The organism is Agromyces sp. NPDC052230 (assembly GCF_040679595.1).
Lineage (GTDB): Bacteria > Actinomycetota > Actinomycetes > Actinomycetales > Microbacteriaceae > Agromyces.
Window position 1 is genome coordinate 15,074 of the sequence record NZ_JBFAVC010000012.1, and the last position, 16,620, is coordinate 31,693.

12 protein-coding genes are annotated in these 16,620 nt (G+C 69.7%); 2 read left to right on the top strand and 10 right to left on the bottom strand.

Going from position 1 to position 16,620, the window contains the following annotated elements:
- Positions 1–245 precede the first annotated feature (245 nt).
- Together AB0K73_RS20110 and AB0K73_RS20115 are read right to left on the bottom strand one after the other, a co-directional pair.
- Complete coding sequence (locus AB0K73_RS20110; RefSeq protein ID WP_360519223.1) at positions 246–827, bottom strand: HhH-GPD-type base excision DNA repair protein; 582 nt, start codon at positions 825–827, stop codon at positions 246–248.
- Between the two features lie 23 nt (positions 828–850).
- Entirely contained in the window at positions 851–1,780 is a 930-nt protein-coding gene (locus tag AB0K73_RS20115; protein WP_360519220.1) for an LLM class F420-dependent oxidoreductase, read from the bottom strand.
- A gap of 90 nt (positions 1,781–1,870) precedes the next feature.
- On the opposite strand from AB0K73_RS20115, the gene AB0K73_RS20120 reads away from it, so the two are divergent.
- Complete coding sequence (locus AB0K73_RS20120; RefSeq protein WP_360519217.1) at positions 1,871–2,272, top strand: VOC family protein; 402 nt, start codon at positions 1,871–1,873, stop codon at positions 2,270–2,272.
- 230 nt (positions 2,273–2,502) lie between these two features.
- Here AB0K73_RS20120 and mmsB read toward each other — a convergent pair whose 3' ends face one another.
- The 8 genes from mmsB to AB0K73_RS20160 all read right to left on the bottom strand — a co-directional run bounded on the left by mmsB (position 2,503) and on the right by AB0K73_RS20160 (position 13,913).
- Positions 2,503–3,747 (bottom strand): multiple monosaccharide ABC transporter permease, encoded by a 1,245-nt coding sequence (gene mmsB, locus AB0K73_RS20125; protein ID WP_360519214.1) that lies wholly within the window; start codon positions 3,745–3,747, stop codon positions 2,503–2,505.
- 47 nt (positions 3,748–3,794) lie between these two features.
- Positions 3,795–5,324, bottom strand: a complete 1,530-nt coding sequence (mmsA, locus tag AB0K73_RS20130; protein ID WP_360519211.1) for a multiple monosaccharide ABC transporter ATP-binding protein — start codon at positions 5,322–5,324, stop codon at positions 3,795–3,797.
- A 104-nt stretch (positions 5,325–5,428) separates the two neighbouring features.
- Positions 5,429–6,502 carry a multiple monosaccharide ABC transporter substrate-binding protein gene (chvE, locus tag AB0K73_RS20135; protein ID WP_360519268.1) on the bottom strand — a complete coding sequence of 358 codons (1,074 nt, stop codon included), beginning with the start codon at positions 6,500–6,502 and terminating at the stop codon, positions 5,429–5,431.
- A 252-nt stretch (positions 6,503–6,754) separates the two neighbouring features.
- Entirely contained in the window at positions 6,755–8,278 is a 1,524-nt protein-coding gene (gene araA / locus AB0K73_RS20140; protein ID WP_360519208.1) for an L-arabinose isomerase, read from the bottom strand.
- Entirely contained in the window at positions 8,275–9,099 is an 825-nt protein-coding gene (locus tag AB0K73_RS20145; protein ID WP_360519205.1) for an L-ribulose-5-phosphate 4-epimerase, read from the bottom strand. The genes araA and AB0K73_RS20145 overlap by 4 nt, the downstream gene beginning before the upstream one ends.
- A complete protein-coding gene (araB, locus tag AB0K73_RS20150; RefSeq protein WP_360519265.1) occupies positions 9,096–10,808 on the bottom strand; it encodes a ribulokinase in 1,713 nt (570 codons plus the stop codon). The genes AB0K73_RS20145 and araB overlap by 4 nt, the downstream gene beginning before the upstream one ends.
- A 313-nt stretch (positions 10,809–11,121) precedes the next feature.
- Positions 11,122–12,141, bottom strand: coding sequence for a LacI family DNA-binding transcriptional regulator (locus AB0K73_RS20155; protein WP_360519202.1), 1,020 nt, complete (start codon positions 12,139–12,141; stop codon positions 11,122–11,124).
- A 359-nt stretch (positions 12,142–12,500) separates the two neighbouring features.
- Positions 12,501–13,913: an MFS transporter gene (locus AB0K73_RS20160; RefSeq protein WP_360519200.1), complete on the bottom strand. Its 1,413-nt coding sequence runs from the start codon at positions 13,911–13,913 to the stop codon at positions 12,501–12,503.
- 99 nt (positions 13,914–14,012) lie between these two features.
- Between AB0K73_RS20160 and AB0K73_RS20165 the strand changes: the two genes are divergently transcribed.
- Positions 14,013–16,607 carry a cation-transporting P-type ATPase gene (locus tag AB0K73_RS20165; RefSeq protein ID WP_360519198.1) on the top strand — a complete coding sequence of 865 codons (2,595 nt, stop codon included), beginning with the start codon at positions 14,013–14,015 and terminating at the stop codon, positions 16,605–16,607.
- The last annotated feature ends 13 nt before the right edge of the window (positions 16,608–16,620 follow it).

The window sequence follows — 16,620 nt, forward strand, 5'->3', positions numbered from 1 at the left end:
TGGTGCGCCGGGCAGTCAGTTCGTCGTGGCTGCACTCGGATGTTAGCGCTCACTTGTGAGCGCTCACAAGTGTGAATTCCGAGCCAGTCGTCCCGATTCTGCCGACGCTTCGCTGCGCCACATCGGCGCCCTCCGCGCCAGTCGAAGTGGCGCAGCGGGCGCGCTCGCGGCGCGCAGCCGAGGGGGTCGACTGCACCGGCGTCCGCATACGGCGCCGCCCCCGACTCGGCGGCTGCGGCGCGAGCTCAGCCCTTGGCGGCCTTCGCGGCGGCCTTCGCCGCCTGCTTCGTGGCCCGCACCTTGGCGAGCGATTCGGGGTCGACGATGTCGGCGACCGAGCGGAACCCCTCTTCGCCGTAATGCCCGGCGGCCTCGCGCCATCCGGGCGCCTCGAGTCCGCACTGCTTGCCGAGCAGCGCCAGGAAGATCTTCGCCTTCTGCTCGCCGAAGCCCGGCAGCGCCTTGAGTCGCTTGAGCACCTCGGCGCCGTCGGGGTCGCCCTGCGTCCAGATGGCGGATGCCTCGCCACCCCACTCGTCGCGCACGGCCGCGGCGAGCGCCTGCACGCGACCGGCCATCGAGCCGGGGTATCGATGCACCGCCGGCGTCTGCTTGAACACCTCGACGAACGCGTCAGGGTCGTGCGCCGCGATCGCCGCGGGCTCGATCGATCCCGTGCGCTCGCGGATCTTCTCGGGACCCGCGAATGCGGTCTCCATCGCGACCTGCTGGTCGAGCAGCATGCCGACGAGCAGCGCGAACGCGTCGTCGCTCAGGAGCTGATCGGCTGCGGGGTCCCCGGTGATGTGCAGTGCCATGCGTCCCATCCTCGCACCCGGGGACGCCCCTGCTACAGGGCGACGGGCCGGATCTCCCGCAGCCGAGGCAGCACGTCGTCGGCAATGCGACCGACGAAGCCGACGGGATCGGGCTGCTGTACCCGGACCTGGATGTGCTGGATGCCCAACTCGGCGAGGATTTCGGCGTGGCGCAGGAATCCGTCGGGATCCGCCGCCGGGTCGAGCGGCCCGCCCTGGGCGGTGATGCGGATGTCCCGGATGTCACGCCCCTCGCGCTCGCAGTGCGCGCGCAGCACGTCGATCTTGTGCCGGATCTCGTCGGGCTCGGTCACGTTGACGTTCCACACGTCCGCGTACTTCGCGACGAGGCGGAGCGTCTTCCGTTCCCCGGTCCCGCCGATGAGGACGGGCGGATGCGGCCGGCCGAGGGCACGGGGGCGATTGAGGGTCTCGGCGAGCCGGTAGTGGGTGCCTTCGAACACGCCGTCGTCGTCGCTCCACATCTGCAGGCAGATGCGCAGCGTCTCCTCGAGGCGTTCGAACCGCTCTGCCAGCGACGGGAACGGCACGCCGAGGCCGAGGTGCTCGCGCTCGTACCAGGCCGCACCGATGCCGAGCCAGGCCCGCCCGCCCGACAGCACATCGAGCGTGGTGACTGCCTTCGCGAGCAGCGCCGGATGCCGGTACGTGACCCCGGTGACGACCGTCGCGAGCGGGATGTGCATCGTGTGCCCGGCGACGAACCCGAGCGCGGTGTACGCGTCGAGCATCGGGTCCTCCGCTTCGAGCATCTGGTCGATCTGGAAGAAGTGGTCCATGACCGAGAACAGCGCGAGGCCCGCGTCATCCGCCGCCTTGGCCGTCGCCGCGAGGTGCGGAGCGATGGCGGTGTCGCCATCGGGGTGGGTGAAGTTCCAGTAGTGGATGCCGAGGTCCATTGGCGCCTCCGTGTGCGTCGGGTAGGTCGATGCGCGTGGCATCCGGACATGAACTGACCGGATGCTGCGAGATGCTGTCGGTATGCGATCCAGCCGAACGGATCGCCCCGCACACTGTATCGAGGAGCAACTATGGACTGGAAGATCGAGCTCATCTTCGTGCCCGTCACCGACGTCGACCGCGCGAAGGAGTTCTACGTCGAGAAGCTCGGCTTCAACGCCGACCACGACACCACGGTGCACGAGGGCCTGCGCTTCGTGCAGCTCACGCCGCCCGGGTCGGCGTGCTCGATCGCCATCGGCGTGGGACTCGGCAGCATGGTCGAGCCCGGGACGCTCGACGTGATCCAGGTCGTGATCCCCGACGCCGACGCCGCGCTGGCAGAACTTCGCGCCAAGGGCGTGGAAGCCGAGGGCGTCGACGAGCAGGAATGGGGCCGGTTCGTCACGCTGAAGGACCCCGACGGCAACCGCTGGACCCTGCAGCAGTTGCCTGCGTGGGCCGCGGGCGCGCAGGCGAGTTCGGCCGGCTGAGTTGATGCCGCGGCGACTCGCGCCGGTTCGGTAACCGAGCCGCCGCGGCATCCGTCGAATCCTGCGGCGACTCGCGCCGGTTCGGTAACCGAGCCGCCGCGGCATCCGTCGAATCCTGCGGATATACGATCCGACACCCCGGCGTATTCACGCCGCGCGCGGCGCGCCGGATCGTATATCCGCGGTAACGGACGCACCGCGAGCGGATACCGCGGCCCCGCGGGCGGGCCCTACTGCCCGCCCGACCGCCGCTTGTTGTACACGTCGAACGCCACCGCGAGGAGCAGCACGAGACCCTTCACGGCCTGTTGCCACTCGATGCCGATGCCGAGGATCGACATGCCGTTGTTCAGCACGCCGATGATGAGGCCACCGATGATCGCGCCGCCGATGGTGCCGACGCCGCCCTGCACGGCCGCGCCGCCGATGAACGCCGCCGAGATCGCCTCGAGCTCGAAGCCGTCACCGGCCTTCGGCCCGGCGAGGTTCAGGCGCGCGGTGAAGATGAGGCCGGCGAGCGCGGCGAGCACGCCCATGTTGACGAACAGCCAGAAGTCGACACGACGTGTCTTGATGCCCGACAGCTCGGCCGCGTGGCGGTTGCCGCCGATCGCGTAGATGTGGCGGCCGAACACCGTGCGGTTCATCACGATGCCGTACACGAGCACGAGCACGGCGAGGATGATGAGCGTCACCGGGATGCCCTTGTACGACGCGAGCGAGTAGGCGAAGAAGGCGATCGCGGCCGACACGAGCACGAGCTTCGTGACGAACCACACGATGGGCTCGACGTCCTGGCCGTACTTCTGGCGACCCCGGCGGGTGCGGACCTGCTGCACGGCGAGCGCGATGATCGCCAGTGCGCCGACGCCGAGCGTGAGCGGGTCGATATCGAGATCGCCGAACACATCGGAGAGGAAGCCGTTGCCGAGTGCGCGGTACTCGGCGGGGAACGAGCCGATGTTCGCGTTGCCGAGCACGACGAGGGCGAGGCCCCGGAAGATGAGCATGCCGGCCAGCGTCACGATGAACGCGGGTATGCCGACGAAGGCGATCCAGAAGCCCTGCCACACCCCGACGAGCGCACCGACCCCGAGTGAGAGGATGACGGCGAGCCACCACGGCAGCCCCCATTGCACCGCGAACACGCCCGACACGGCTCCGACGAATGCGGCGACCGACCCGACCGAGAGGTCGATGTGGCCGGCGATGATGACCATCACCATGCCGATCGCGAGCACGAGGATGTAGCCGTTCTGCACGACGAGGTTCGAGATGTTCTGCGGGCGCAGCAGGATGCCGTTGGTGAGGAACGAGAACAGCACCACCACCGCGATGAGGGCGATGAAGATGCCGTTCTTGCCGAGGTCGGCGAGCATGTGGCTCAGGCGATCGGTGAACCGGTTCTCGACGGGGTTGATGTTCGCCCCGACGGCCTGCGACTCCGGTGTCTGGGTCGTGTTGGGATTCGACATGATGTCTCCTGGGAATGTGGGTATCCGCGTGGGTCCGCGTGCGCGGGCTAGCGGGGCTTTTCCATGGTCATGAGCTTGAGCATCGCCTCGGGCGTGGCTTCCTCGACGGGGAGCTCACCCGTGATGCGCCCCTCGGAGAGGGCGTAGACGCGGTCGCAGATGCCGAGGAGCTCGGGCAGCTCGGAGGAGATGACGATGATGCCCTTCCCCTGCGCGGCGAGCCGGTTGATGATCGAGTAGATCTCGTACTTCGCACCCACGTCGATGCCGCGGGTGGGCTCATCCAGGATGAGCACGTCGGGGTCGGAGTAGATCCACTTCGACAGCACGACCTTCTGCTGGTTGCCGCCCGAGAGCTTGCCCGTCTTCACCATGACGCTCGGCGCCTTGATGTTCATCGACTTGCGGTACTCGTTGGCGACCGCGTACTCCTCGTTGTCGTGCACGAGGCCGTACTTCTCGAGCTTCTTCAGCGATGCCATCGAGATGTTGCGCTTGATGTCCTCGATGAGGTTGAGGCCGTACGTCTTGCGATCCTCGGTGGCGTAGGCGATGCCGTGCTCGATGGCCTCGGCGACCGTGCGGGTCCTGATCTCCTTGCCCCGGAGGAACACGCGGCCCGAGATTCGGGAGCCGTAGGACTGACCGAACAGGCTCATCGCGAACTCGGTGCGCCCGGCCCCCATGAGCCCGGCGATGCCGACGATCTCACCGGCCCGCACGTTGAGGTTCACGCGGTCGACCATGACCCGCGTCGTGTCCTGCGGATGGTGCGCGGTCCAGTCCTCGACGCGGAGCAGCTCCTCGCCGATGTTCGGCGTGTGGTCGGGGTAGCGGTGCTCGAGGTCGCGACCCACCATGTCCTTGATGATGCGGTCCTCCGTGACATCCTGCTTCGCGATCGTCTCGATCGTCTTGCCGTCGCGGAGCACGGTCACGGAGTCGGCGACCTTCTTGATCTCATTCAGCTTGTGGCTGATGATGATCGACGTGATGCCCTGCCCCTTGAGGTGCAGGATGAGGTCGAGCAAGTGGTCGGAGTCCTCGTCGTTGAGGGCGGCGGTGGGCTCGTCGAGGATGAGGAGCTTCACCTCCTTCGAGAGCGCCTTCGCGATCTCGACCAGCTGCTGCTTGCCCACGCCGATCTCCATGATCTTCGTCGTGGGGTTCTCGCGCAGGCCGACGCGGGCGAGGAGCTTCGCGGCCTCGAAGTTGGTCTTGTTCCAATCGATCAGGCCGCCGCGGCCCCGCTGCTCGTTGTTGAGGAAGATGTTCTCGGCGATCGACAGGTACGGGCTGAGCGCCAGCTCCTGGTGGATGATGACGATGCCCTTGGCCTCGCTGTCGGTGAGGTCCTTGAACTCCACCGTCTCGTTCTCGAAGACGATGTCGCCGTTGTAGGTGCCGTGCGGGTAGACGCCCGAGAGCACCTTCATGAGGGTCGACTTGCCGGCGCCGTTCTCACCGCAGATCGCGTGCACCTCACCGCGCTCGACCGACAGGGTGACGTTCGCGAGCGCCTTGACACCCGGGAACGTCTTCGTGATGCCGCGCATCTCGAGAATGTTGGTGGTCATCCTTGCTCCTGCTTCGTTGCCGGACCGGCCGGACCAGCCGGTGACGGGACCCGCCGGTGGGGGAATCGTAGTCCCCCCACCGGCCGGTCGCGACGATCGACTGGCTAGCCGATCTCCTCTTCGGTCCAGTAGCCGCTGTCGACGAGGACCTGGGTGACGTTGTCCTTGACGACGATCTGCGACTCGAGGAGGTACGAGGGAACGACCTTCACGCCGTTGTCGTAGTCCTCGGTGTTGTTGACCTCGGGCTCCTCATCGTTCAGGATCGCCGTGGCCATGTCGACGGCGACCTCGGCGAGGTTGCGCGTGTCCTTGAAGATGGTGGCGAACTGCTCACCCGAGTTGATCGCCTTGACCGAGTCGAGCTCGGCGTCCTGGCCGGAGATGATCGGCCAGCCCTCGCCGACCGAGTAGCCCGCGTCGGTGAGCGCCGAGATGATGCCGCGCGACAGGCCGTCGTACGGCGAGAGCACCGCGTTGACCGTCGACCCGTCGGAGTACGACGAGGTGAGGAGGTTCTCCATGCGGCTCTGCGCGACCTGGCCGTCCCAGCGGAGGGTTGCGGCCTGCTCGAAGTCGGTCTGGCCCGACTTCACGACGAGGGTGCCCTCGTCGATGTACGGCTGCAGGGTGTCGATCGCGCCGTTCCAGAAGAAGGTGGCGTTGTTGTCGTCGGGCGAACCGGCGAACAGCTCGATGTTGAACGGCCCGGCCGGGGCATCCGCCGCCTTCTCACCCTCGAGGTCGGTGAGCCCGAGCCCGTTGAGGAGCGAGGTGGCCTGCTGCACGCCCACCTTGTAGTTGTCGAACGACGCGTAGTAGTCGACGTTCTCCGACTCGCGGATGAGCCGGTCGTACGCGATGACGGGGATCTCGGCGTCGGCCGCGTCCTGCAGCACCTGCGAGAGCGTGGTGCCGTCGATCGAGGCGATGATGAGCGCCTCGGCACCCTTGGTGATCATGTTCTCGATCTGCGAGACCTGGGTGGGGATGTCGTCCTCGGCGTACTGCAGGTCGACGGTGAAGCCCTGCTCCTCGAGCTGCTCCTTGACGGCGTTGCCGTCCTGGATCCAGCGCTCCGAGCTCTTGGTGGGCATCGCGACGCCGATGAGGCCGCCGTCGCCGCCGCCGTCGCCGCCGCCGCCGGTCGTACCGGCGCACGCGCTGAGCGCGAGCATGGAGCCGGCCGCGAGCGTGGCGAGCAGCACCTTCTTCGTGTTCTTCACGGTGTGTCCTTTCACTGTGTCCATCTGTGTCCGTCAGGACTGTGTCCGTCTGGACGTCGTTGTCTTGGTGACCGTCGGATGGGCGTCGTCCATGAACGCCGATCCCCCGCGGCATCCGAGGGGGTACGGATGCCGCAAGCTGTTGAGTTGTGGTGTGGTCGGCCATTCGGCCGGCCGGGGTGGCGGGCCTCTCGGCCGGCCGGGCTACAGGCCCTGCGCGAGGCGGTGGTAGGCCTGGTTCCAGCGCACCTCGCGCTGGAAGTCGGGGAGGGTGGTCGACTCGTCGATGACGAGGAGCTCCACCTTCGCCATCTCGGCGAAGTCGCGGAACACGTCGACGCCGACCGCGGTCGACATGACGGTGTGGTGGGCGGCGCCGGCCGTGAGCCACGCCGCGGCACTGGTCTGGAAGTCGGGGGCGGGTTTCCAGACCGCGCGGCCGACGGGGAGGTTCGGCAGCGGATGCCGCGGCGCGACGTTCTCGACGACGTTCGCGGTGAGGCGGAACCGGTCGCGCAGGTCGCTCATCGCGACCACGACGGCCGGACCCGGGTCGGCCGTGAAGACGAGCCGCACGGGGTCCTCCTTGCCGCCGATGCCGAGCGGATGGATCTCGAGGCTCGGCTTGGCGGTGGTCAGCGACGGCGACACCTCGAGCATGTGCGCACCGAGGATGAGCTCGTCGCCGGGCGTGAGGTCGTAGGTGTAGTCCTCCATGAGGCTCGCGCCGCCGGGGAGGCCGGCGCCCATGACGTTGGCGATGCGCACGAGCACGGCGGTCTTCCAGTCGCCCTCGGCGCCGAAGCCGTAGCCGTCGGCCATGAGCCGCTGCACCGCGAGGCCGGGCAGCTGCCGCAGCGCCCCGAGGTCTTCGAAGCTCGTGGTGAACGCGCCGAAGCCGCCCTCCTCGAGGAACGATCGCAGGCCGAGCTCGATCGCGGCGCCGTAGCGGAGGCTCTCGTGCCGGTCGCCGCCCTTCCGCAGTTCGGGCACGACGTCGTAGAGGTCTGCGTACTCGGCAACTAGCGCGTCGATGTCGGCGTCGGATGTCGCGTGCACAGCGTCGGCGAGCTGGTTCACGCCCCACGTGTTCACCTGCACACCGAACCGCAGCTCGGCCTCGGTCTTGTCGCCCTCGGTGACCGCGACGTAGCGCATGTTGTCGCCGAAGCGCGCGAGCTTCAGGGTGCGGGATGCCGCGAGGCCGGCCGCGGCGCGCTGCCACGTGCCGAGCTCGCGCTGCACGCGCGGGTCGGACGCGTGGCCGACGATCGTCTTGCGCGGCACGCCGAGGCGGGTCTGGATGTACCCGAACTCGCGGTCGCCGTGCGCGGCCTGGTTGAGGTTCATGAAGTCGAAGTCGATCTCGCCCCACGGCAGCTCGACGTTCGCCTGGGTGTGCAGGTGCGCGAGCGGCTTGCGCAACGCGTCGAGTCCGGCGATCCACATCTTCGCGGGGCTGAACGTGTGCATCCACGCGACGACGCCGATGACCCCATCGGCCGCGTTGGCCTCGAGCATGCTGCGGCGGATCGAGTCCGAGTCCTTGAGCACCGGCTTCCAGACGACCTTCACGGGCACGTCGGATGCCGCGTCGAGCTGCTGCGCGATCGCCTGCGACTGCTCGGCGACCTGTCGCAGGGTCTCGTCGCCGTAGAGGTTCTGGCTGCCCGTGAGGAACCAGACCTCGGCCGTGTCGAGGCTCGTCTGCAGCGGGGTGCGGCTCATCGTGCGGTCGTCTCCTCGGTGGCGGGGGCGGGGGTCGGGGCTGTGGCGGGAGCGGCGGGTGCGGAGGCGGCGGGTGTGGAGGCGGCGGGTGCAGGGGTGGCGGGTGCAGGGGTGCTTCGGCGGGTGTCAGAGGCCTGCCCGTACACGTTCTGGTACCGGTCGTAGAGGCGATCGATCGCGTCCTGCGGCATCTCCACGAGTGGCCCGGCCTCGCGAGCGAGATGCACGGTGCGCGCGACATCCTCGACCATGACCGCGGCCTTCACGGCGTCACGTGCGCTGGCGCCGATCGTGAACGGCCCGTGGTTCTGCATGAGCACGGCGCGTGAGCGGTGGCCGGTGAGGGTCTCGACGATGCCACGTCCGATCGAGTCGTCGCCGATGATCGCGAACGGTCCGATGGGGATCGGTCCGCCGAACTCGTCGGCCATCGCGGTGATCACGCAGGGAATCTCCTCGCCGCGCGCGGCCCACGCCGTCGCGTACGTCGAATGCGTGTGCACCACCCCCCCGACCTCGGGCATATTCCGGTACACGTACGCGTGCGCCGCGGTGTCGCTCGAGGGGGCGCGTTCGCTGCCCGGCGTGCCCGGGATCACGTTGCCATCGAGGTCGCAGAGGATCATGTTCTCGGGCGCCAGCTCGTCATAGCTCACGCCCGACGGCTTGATCACGAACAGGTCGGCGCCGGGCACGCGGCCCGACACGTTTCCGCCCGTCCACACGACGAGCCCGTAGCGGGTGAGCTCGGCGTGCAGCTTCGCGACGTCGGCACGCACGCGGGCGATGGCGACTTCGATCTGGGGTCCGTAGCTGCTCACGCCGAGACCTCCGCGGCGAGCTGCTCGGGCTCCGTCGGCGCGGGCTCGCGAGTGCCGTGCGCTTCGCGCTTCAGGGCGCGCAGGCGCCGCATGACGTCGTTGCCGCCACGGCCGAACTGGTCGTGCAGAAGCTGGTACTCGGCGAACAGCCGGTCGTAGGCGCGAGCGGATGCCTCGTCGGGCATGTACCGGTTGCGGTTCACGCCGCCCATGGCCGCACCCGCGGCACGCACGTCGGGGTACGCGCCTGCGGCGACCGCCGCGTGGATCGCCGACCCGAGCGCCGGACCCTGGTCGCTCACGATCGTGGAGATCGGCAGGCGCAGCACGTCGGCGTACGTCTGCATGAGCTGCGGGTTCTTCAGCAGCCCGCCGGCGACGATGAACTCGGTCACGGGGACGCCCGCCTCGGCGAACGTCTCGACGATCACGCGCGTGCCGAAGGCCGTGGCCTCGAGGAGAGCCCGGTAGACCTCCTCGGGGCGGGTGGTGAGCGTCGTGCCGAGCACGAGGCCCGAGAGCTCGTGGTCGACGAGCACCGAGCGGTTGCCCGACTGCCAGTCGAGGGCGATGAGGCCGTGCGCGCCGACAGGCTCGGCGTAGGCGAGGTTCGTGAGGTGCTGGTGGATCGACAGGCCCGCGGCATCCGCTGCCTCGAAGCACCGGGCGGGCACCTGATTGTCGACGTACCAGGCGAAGATGTCGCCGACGCCCGACTGGCCGGCCTCGTAGCCGTAGAGCCCAGAGACGATGCCGCCGTCGACGACGCCGCACATGCCGGGAACCTCGACGAGGCGGTCGTCGTTCATGACGTGACAGGTCGACGTGCCCATGATCGCGACCATCTGGCCGGGCTGCGTCGCCTGGGCGGCCGGAGCGGTGACGTGGGCGTCGACGTTGCCGACTGCGACCGCGATGCCCTCGGGAAGGCCGGTCCAGGCGGCGGCCTCGGCGGTGAGGCGACCGGCCGTGTCGCCGAGCTCGCCGATGGGCTGGTCGAGCTTCTCGTCGACGAAGCCGCCGAACGCGGGGTTCAGGGCCTCGAGGAACTCGCGGCTCGGGTAGACGCCGTCCTGGCGGATGCCCTTGTAGCCCGCGGTGCAGGCGTTGCGCACGTACTCGCCGGTGAGCTGCCAGACGATCCAGTCGGCGGCCTCGACCCAACGGTGCATCCGGGCGTAGACGTCGGGCGCCTCTTCGAAGAGCTGCAGGCCCTTCGCGAACTCCCACTCGCTCGAGATCAGGCCGCCGTAGCGGTTGATCCACGGCTCCTGACGCTCGTGCGCGAGCTCGTTGATGCGGTCGGCGTGCGGCTGGGCGGCGTGGTGCTTCCAGAGCTTCACGTAGGCGTGCGGGGTGTCGGCGAACTCGTCGAGGGCGCTGAGCGGCGTGCCGTCGGCGAGCGCCGGCACCATCGTGCAGGCGGTGAAGTCGGTGCCGATGCCGATCACCTGCGCCGGGTCGATGCCGGCGGCCGCGACGGCGGCGGGAACCGCGTGCTTGAGCACGCTGACGTAGTCGGCCGGGTCCTGCAGCGCCCAGTCGGGTGCCAGCCTGACGGGGGTTCCGGATGCCGCGGCCGGCCCCGAGGCGAGGGTCGTGTCCATGACGGCGTGCTCGTACTCGTGCACCGCGTTGCCGAGCTCGGCGCCGTCGCTCACGCGCACCACGAGGGCGCGACCCGAGAGCGTGCCGTAGTCGACGCCGATGACGTAGCGCTCGCCGTCGCCGGGCGTGGCACCGGGCGCGTCGCCTGACGCGTGCTCGGTGCGCTGGCTCTGTTCGGCGGGCGGGACGCTCACGGCGTGGACTCCTTCGTCAGGGCGTGCGTGCTGCTGGCGGGCTGTCGATCATGTGACGCTCCCAATGTGACCGTTCACACGAGTCCTCATGTTAGCCACACGTTTCCGGCGGCTGTCAACTCGCCGAGGTCACGGAACGATAACGGCACCGGGTGCCACGGCGTCGGGGTCGGGGCATCCGCTCCCTTGCCGCGAGCTCTCCGCCCGCAGAGCCACGGCCTCAGAACGCGGCCGGACCCGTCGACGCCCGCACGATGAGTTCGGGAACGATCGTGCCGCGGTAGTCGGGCGCCGCCGGGTCGAGGTCGCCGAGCAGCAGCGCGACGCAGCGGCGTCCGAGTTCGGCGAAGTCCTGCCGCACGGTCGTGAGCGGCGGCCAGAAGTGCGCGGCCTCGGGGATGTCGTCGAATCCGACGATCGAGATGTCGCGTGGGATCTCGAGGCCCGCGTCGCGGATGGCGTGCATGAGGCCGAGGGCCATCTGGTCGTTCGACGAGAAGATCGCCGTGAAGTCGCGAACGGTGAGCAGCTCGCGGCCGGCGTAGTAGCCGAACTCGGCCGTCCAGTCGCCGAGGATCGGCGCCGTCGTGGGCACGTCGTGGGCGCCCATCTCGTCGAGGAATCCGCGCATCCGCGCCTCGGCCTCGATCCAGTCCTGCGGCCCGGCGAGGTGGTAGATGCTGCGATGACCGAGCTGGATGAGATGCCTGGTGGCGAGGCGCGCGCCGGCCATCTGGTCGACCGACATCGCGTGGTCGGGATCGCGGCCGGTGGACTGCAGCGTCACGTACGGCACGTCGATCGACAGCTGCGCGAGCGTGTCGAACACGCGCACCTGCGGCGCGATGACGACGAGGCCCTCGATGCCCTGGGCGGCCAGGTGTGCGAGACCATCGGCGATCGAGCCGGCGTCGGATGACTCGATGTTCGCGGTGCTCACCCAGTAGCCGGCAGCCCGAGCGGCCGCTTCGATCGCCGCGATGCTCGACGCCGGACCGTACTGCGTGCTCGACGCCGACAGGATGCCGATGGTGCGGGAGCGGCTCGTCACGAGGGCCCGCGCGGCCCGGTTGGGCTTGTACTGGAGCTCGGCCATGACGTCGAGCACCCGTTGCTTGGTCTCAGGACGGATGCTCGGATGGTGGTTCAGCACGCGCGACACCGTCTGGTGAGAGACGCCCGCGAGGCGCGCGACATCGCGGATGCTCGGGGCTCGGCCCCGCTGCGGCTCCACTGACACGACGGCCTCGTTCGAAGTTGGGCATGTTCACGGTCACACATGCCGGCGCCTCCATTATGCACGCCGTCGTGGGAATGTGACTGTCACAGATGTGACGTCACATCGCTGCGGAGCCCGCTCGCGCCCGGTTGGCGGGTGACGTCACACATCGACGCCGAGGCATCCGCTCGGGGCATCCGCTCGGGGCATCCGCTCGCTGCATCCGCTCGCTCGTAGGCCGCTCGCGTCGATTTCTGCGGATATACGATCCGGCGCGCCGGCTGCCCGGGCCGAACCCCGGCGAGCCGGATCGTATATCCGCCGATGTGGACGCGAGGCGTGGCGAGCAGCCCCCTGGGGCGCACTGGCTCCGGCGAGCGTCAGGGGCGAGCGGATGCCTCGACGCGAGGCCGCACGCGCGGCGCGAGCACGACGGCCACCACGCCGATCGCGAGCGTCACGGCGAACTCCGCCGCGAACGGCGCGCCCACGACGGCGCCCGCGACGAGCGCCGTGAACGCGAGCGCGACGGCGGCGCCGAGCGAGTCGCCGATCGACAGTGCCGCGCTGTTGAAGCCCTGCGCCGATTTCGGCGACAGCTGCAGCACCGCGACCGAGAAGCCCGGGTACATGAACCCCATCCCGGCGCCGGCGAGCGTCCACGCGACGAAGGCGAGCACGGGCGGCAACGTGAACACCGCCACGAGGAGCACCACGACGAGCGACGCCGCGAGGAGGACGGTGCCGAGCTGCACGGATTGCGTGGTCGTGACCCGGTTGCCGAGACGTCCCTGGAGCCACGAGGCGACCGCCCAGCTGATCCCCGCACCCGTGAGCGCGAGGCCCGCGAGGCTCGGCGAGAACTCGTAGCGCTCGATGAGCAGGTACGGCAGGTAGATCTCGGCGCCGTAGAACGCCCCCGCGACGATGAGCTTCAGGAGCACGGTCGCCGGCAGCCCCCACGCCGCGCGGAGGGTGCCGGGCGGCGTGAGCGGCCGCACCGCGATGGCCGCGAGCGCGATCGCCACCGCCGCAACGAGCCAGCGCCACGGCTCGGGCAGCTCCTTGGCGAGCGAGAGCGCCAGCGCTGCGCCCGCGGTGACCACCGACCATCCGGCGCGGCCGAGGCTCCACGGCACCGTCGTGTCGCCGCCCACCCGGTCGCGCACCCGCAGGATGGGCGGCAGCATCATGCCAGCCGCCGGCAGCATGAGCACGATGACACCGAGGAAGACCCAGCGCCAACTCGAGGCCTCGGCGACCGCCCCGGCGAGTGCGGGGCCCACGATCGACGGGATGACCCATGCCGCCGCGAACCCGGCGAACACACGGGCGCGCAGCACCTCGGGGTACACCCGGGCGACGATCACGTACAGCGGCACGATGACGGCGGCCCCGGCGAGCCCGTGCACGAAGCGCCCGAGGATGAAGACCACCATGTTCGGGGCGGCGCCGGCGATGAGCAGGCCGGCCGCGAACAGCACCGCCGACGTGACGAGCGACGGGAGCGGCCCGGCCCGATCGGTCCAATTGCCGGCGAGCACCATGCCCACGACTCCGGCCGCGAACGGCACCGCGAACGCCATCGCGAACAGTGCCACGCCGTCGAGGTCGCGAGCGACCAGCGGCATGATCGTCGTGACGGCCATGGTCTCGAATGCCGCGAGGAAGATGAGCGAGAACATGCCGATGGAAAGCCACCGATACGGCTTCGACAGGGGCCCCGTCGCGCCATCGGCGAGCACCGGGTGAGCGGATGCCTCCGCAGCCTCGTTCATCGTCGGATCGCTCACTCATCGACCCTAGCGCCGACGGTCGACAGTCGGATGGGCGCTGCCGGCGGCGCCGGCGTCACGGCTCCCTCTACGCTGGATGGCACGTGAGGAGGGGTGATGTCGGGGACCGTGGCGCCCGGGCTGACCTCAGCGGAGGCCGGGGAGCGGCACAAGCAGGGCGGAGCGAATCGGCTGCCTGCCGCCCGGCGCCCTTCCGCGGTTCGGCGGCTGCTCGGCGAACTCACGCACTTCTTCGCGATCATGCTCTGGGTCGCCGCCATCCTGGCGTTCTTCGCGGGACTGCCCGAGCTCTCCATCGCCATCGTGGCCGTCATCGTGCTCAACGCGGTGTTCTCAGCGGTGCAGCAGGCGCGCGCCGATCGGGCCGCGGATCGGCTGCAGGCCCTCCTCCCGACGCGCGTCTCGGTCTGGCGCGACGAACGCCGGCAGGTCATCGAAGCCGAGGACGTGGTGGTCGGCGATCTCCTGCTGCTCGAAGCCGGCGACCGGATCCCGGCGGATGCAACGGCGGTCACGGCGAATCGGCTGCTCGTCGACACGTCGCTGCTCACCGGCGAGAGCGTTGCGACCGCCGTCCGAACGGGCGAGCGACTCTTCGCCGGCACCTTCGTCGTCGAGGGCGATGCACGCGCCGTGACCACGGGCATCGGCGCCGCCACTCGACTCGCCGGCATCGCCCGCCTCACGACGTCGACCACAAAGCCCGACACGCCCCTCACGAGAGGACTCCACAGCGTCGTGCGTGTCACCGCCGCCATCGCCGTGGCGGTCGGTGCGGGGTTCCTCCTCATCTCGGTGCTCATCGGCAATCCGATCCAGTCCGCCCTCGTCTTCGCGATCGGCGTGACGGTGGCCCTCGTTCCCGAGGCGTTGCTTCCGACCGTCACGCTGTCGCTCGCGTGGGGCTCGGAGCAGATGGCGAAGCGTCAGATCCTGGTGCGCAACCTCGAGGCCGTGGAGACCCTCGGCTCGACGACCTTCATCTGCACCGACAAGACGGGCACGCTCACCCGCAACCAGATGGCCGTGGTCGAGGCGTGGTCACCTGCCGGCGCGGTGACGGTCGACGGCGTCGGTTACGACCCAACTGCAGACCTGCGGTGGTCGGATGCGGATGTCTCGGAGCCGCTCCATGCCCTCGCCATCGCCGGCGCCCGGTGTTCGACCGGGTACGCCGAGGAGGTCGCCGGGCAGTGGCGCGCCCACGGCGACCCCATGGAGGCCGCGCTCGACACGTTCGCCCGACGCCTCGGGTTCGACACCCGGTACCACCGCGCCGATGTGTCGGCCGAGCTGCGTTTCCCGTTCGACCCGCGGCGGCGGCGCATGGCCGTGGTGCTCGCGGACGAGGTCGTGGTCAAGGGATCGCCCGACGGTGTGCTCCCGCTGTGCGTCGACGACCCCGACGCGCACCGGGCGTTGGAGCGGCTCACGGCACGAGGGCTGCGCGTCCTCGCGGTGGCATCCGCCCCACGTGGCGACCGGACCCCACGATCACTCGAGGAGTGCGAGGACGGCCTGCGCCTGCTCGGACTCGTCGGGCTCGAGGATCCTCCGCGCGACGATGTGCGCGAGTCGATCGAGGCGTGCCGTCGGGCGGGGGTCAAGGTGGCGATGGTCACGGGCGACCACCCGGTGACCGCGGCGGCCATCGCGGAGGAGGTCGGGCTGCGCCTGCCTGGCGCACCGGTGCTCCTGGGCGACGCGTTGCCGCTCGATGACCAGCACCTGGCGGCGCTGCTCGATCATGACGGCGCCGTGATCGCACGCGTCTCGCCCGAGGACAAGCTCCGCATCGCCCGGGCGCTCCGGTCGCGCGGCCACGTGGTGGCGATGACGGGTGACGGTGTGAACGACGCGCCCGCCCTGCACGAGGCCGACATCGGCGTCGCGATGGGACGTTCGGGCACCGACGTGGCGCGCGAGGCGGCCGACCTCGTGCTGCTCGACGACTCGTTCGCCGGCATCGTGGCGGGCATCGAGCACGGGCGGGCGACGTTCGTGAACATCCGCCGCTTCCTCACCTACCACCTCACCGACAATGTCGCCGAGCTTGCGCCGTTCCTCGTGTGGGCTCTCTCGGGTGGCCAGTTCCCGCTTGCGCTCGGCGTGCTGCAGATCATCGCCCTCGACCTCGGCACGGACACCCTCTCGGCCGTGGCGCTCGGAGCCGAGCCGCCTGCCAAGCACCTGCTCGACGGCCCACCCGTGCGCGGCCGGCTCATGAACGCCACCGTGCTGCGGCGCGCGTTCGGTGTGCTCGGTCCCTTGGAGGCGGCCCTCACCATGGTGGCGTTCCTGGTGTCGCTGGTCTCGCTGGGGTGGCGACCGGGCGAGGCGTTCCCCACGGGGGCCGACCTCATGGCCGCTTCGGGTGCCGCGTTCATGACGGTGGTGGCCGCGCAGACGGCGAACGCGTTCGCCTGCCGGTCCTCCACGAAGTGGCCGGGAGCTCTCGGCTGGACGACGAACCGGCTCCTCATCCCGGCCACCTCGGTCGAGGTCGTCTTCTCGCTCGTGGTGCTCTGGGTCCCGCCGATCGCGATGACCATCGGTCACCAGAGCCCGCCGTTCTGGGGCTGGGTGGTCGCGATCGCGTCGATGCCGATCCTCATCGCCGTCGACGCGTTCGACAAGGCCCTGCGTGCGCGTGCCGGTGCGCCGCGTCGTCCGCACGCAGGTCGAGCCTGACGGCTGCGGCGAC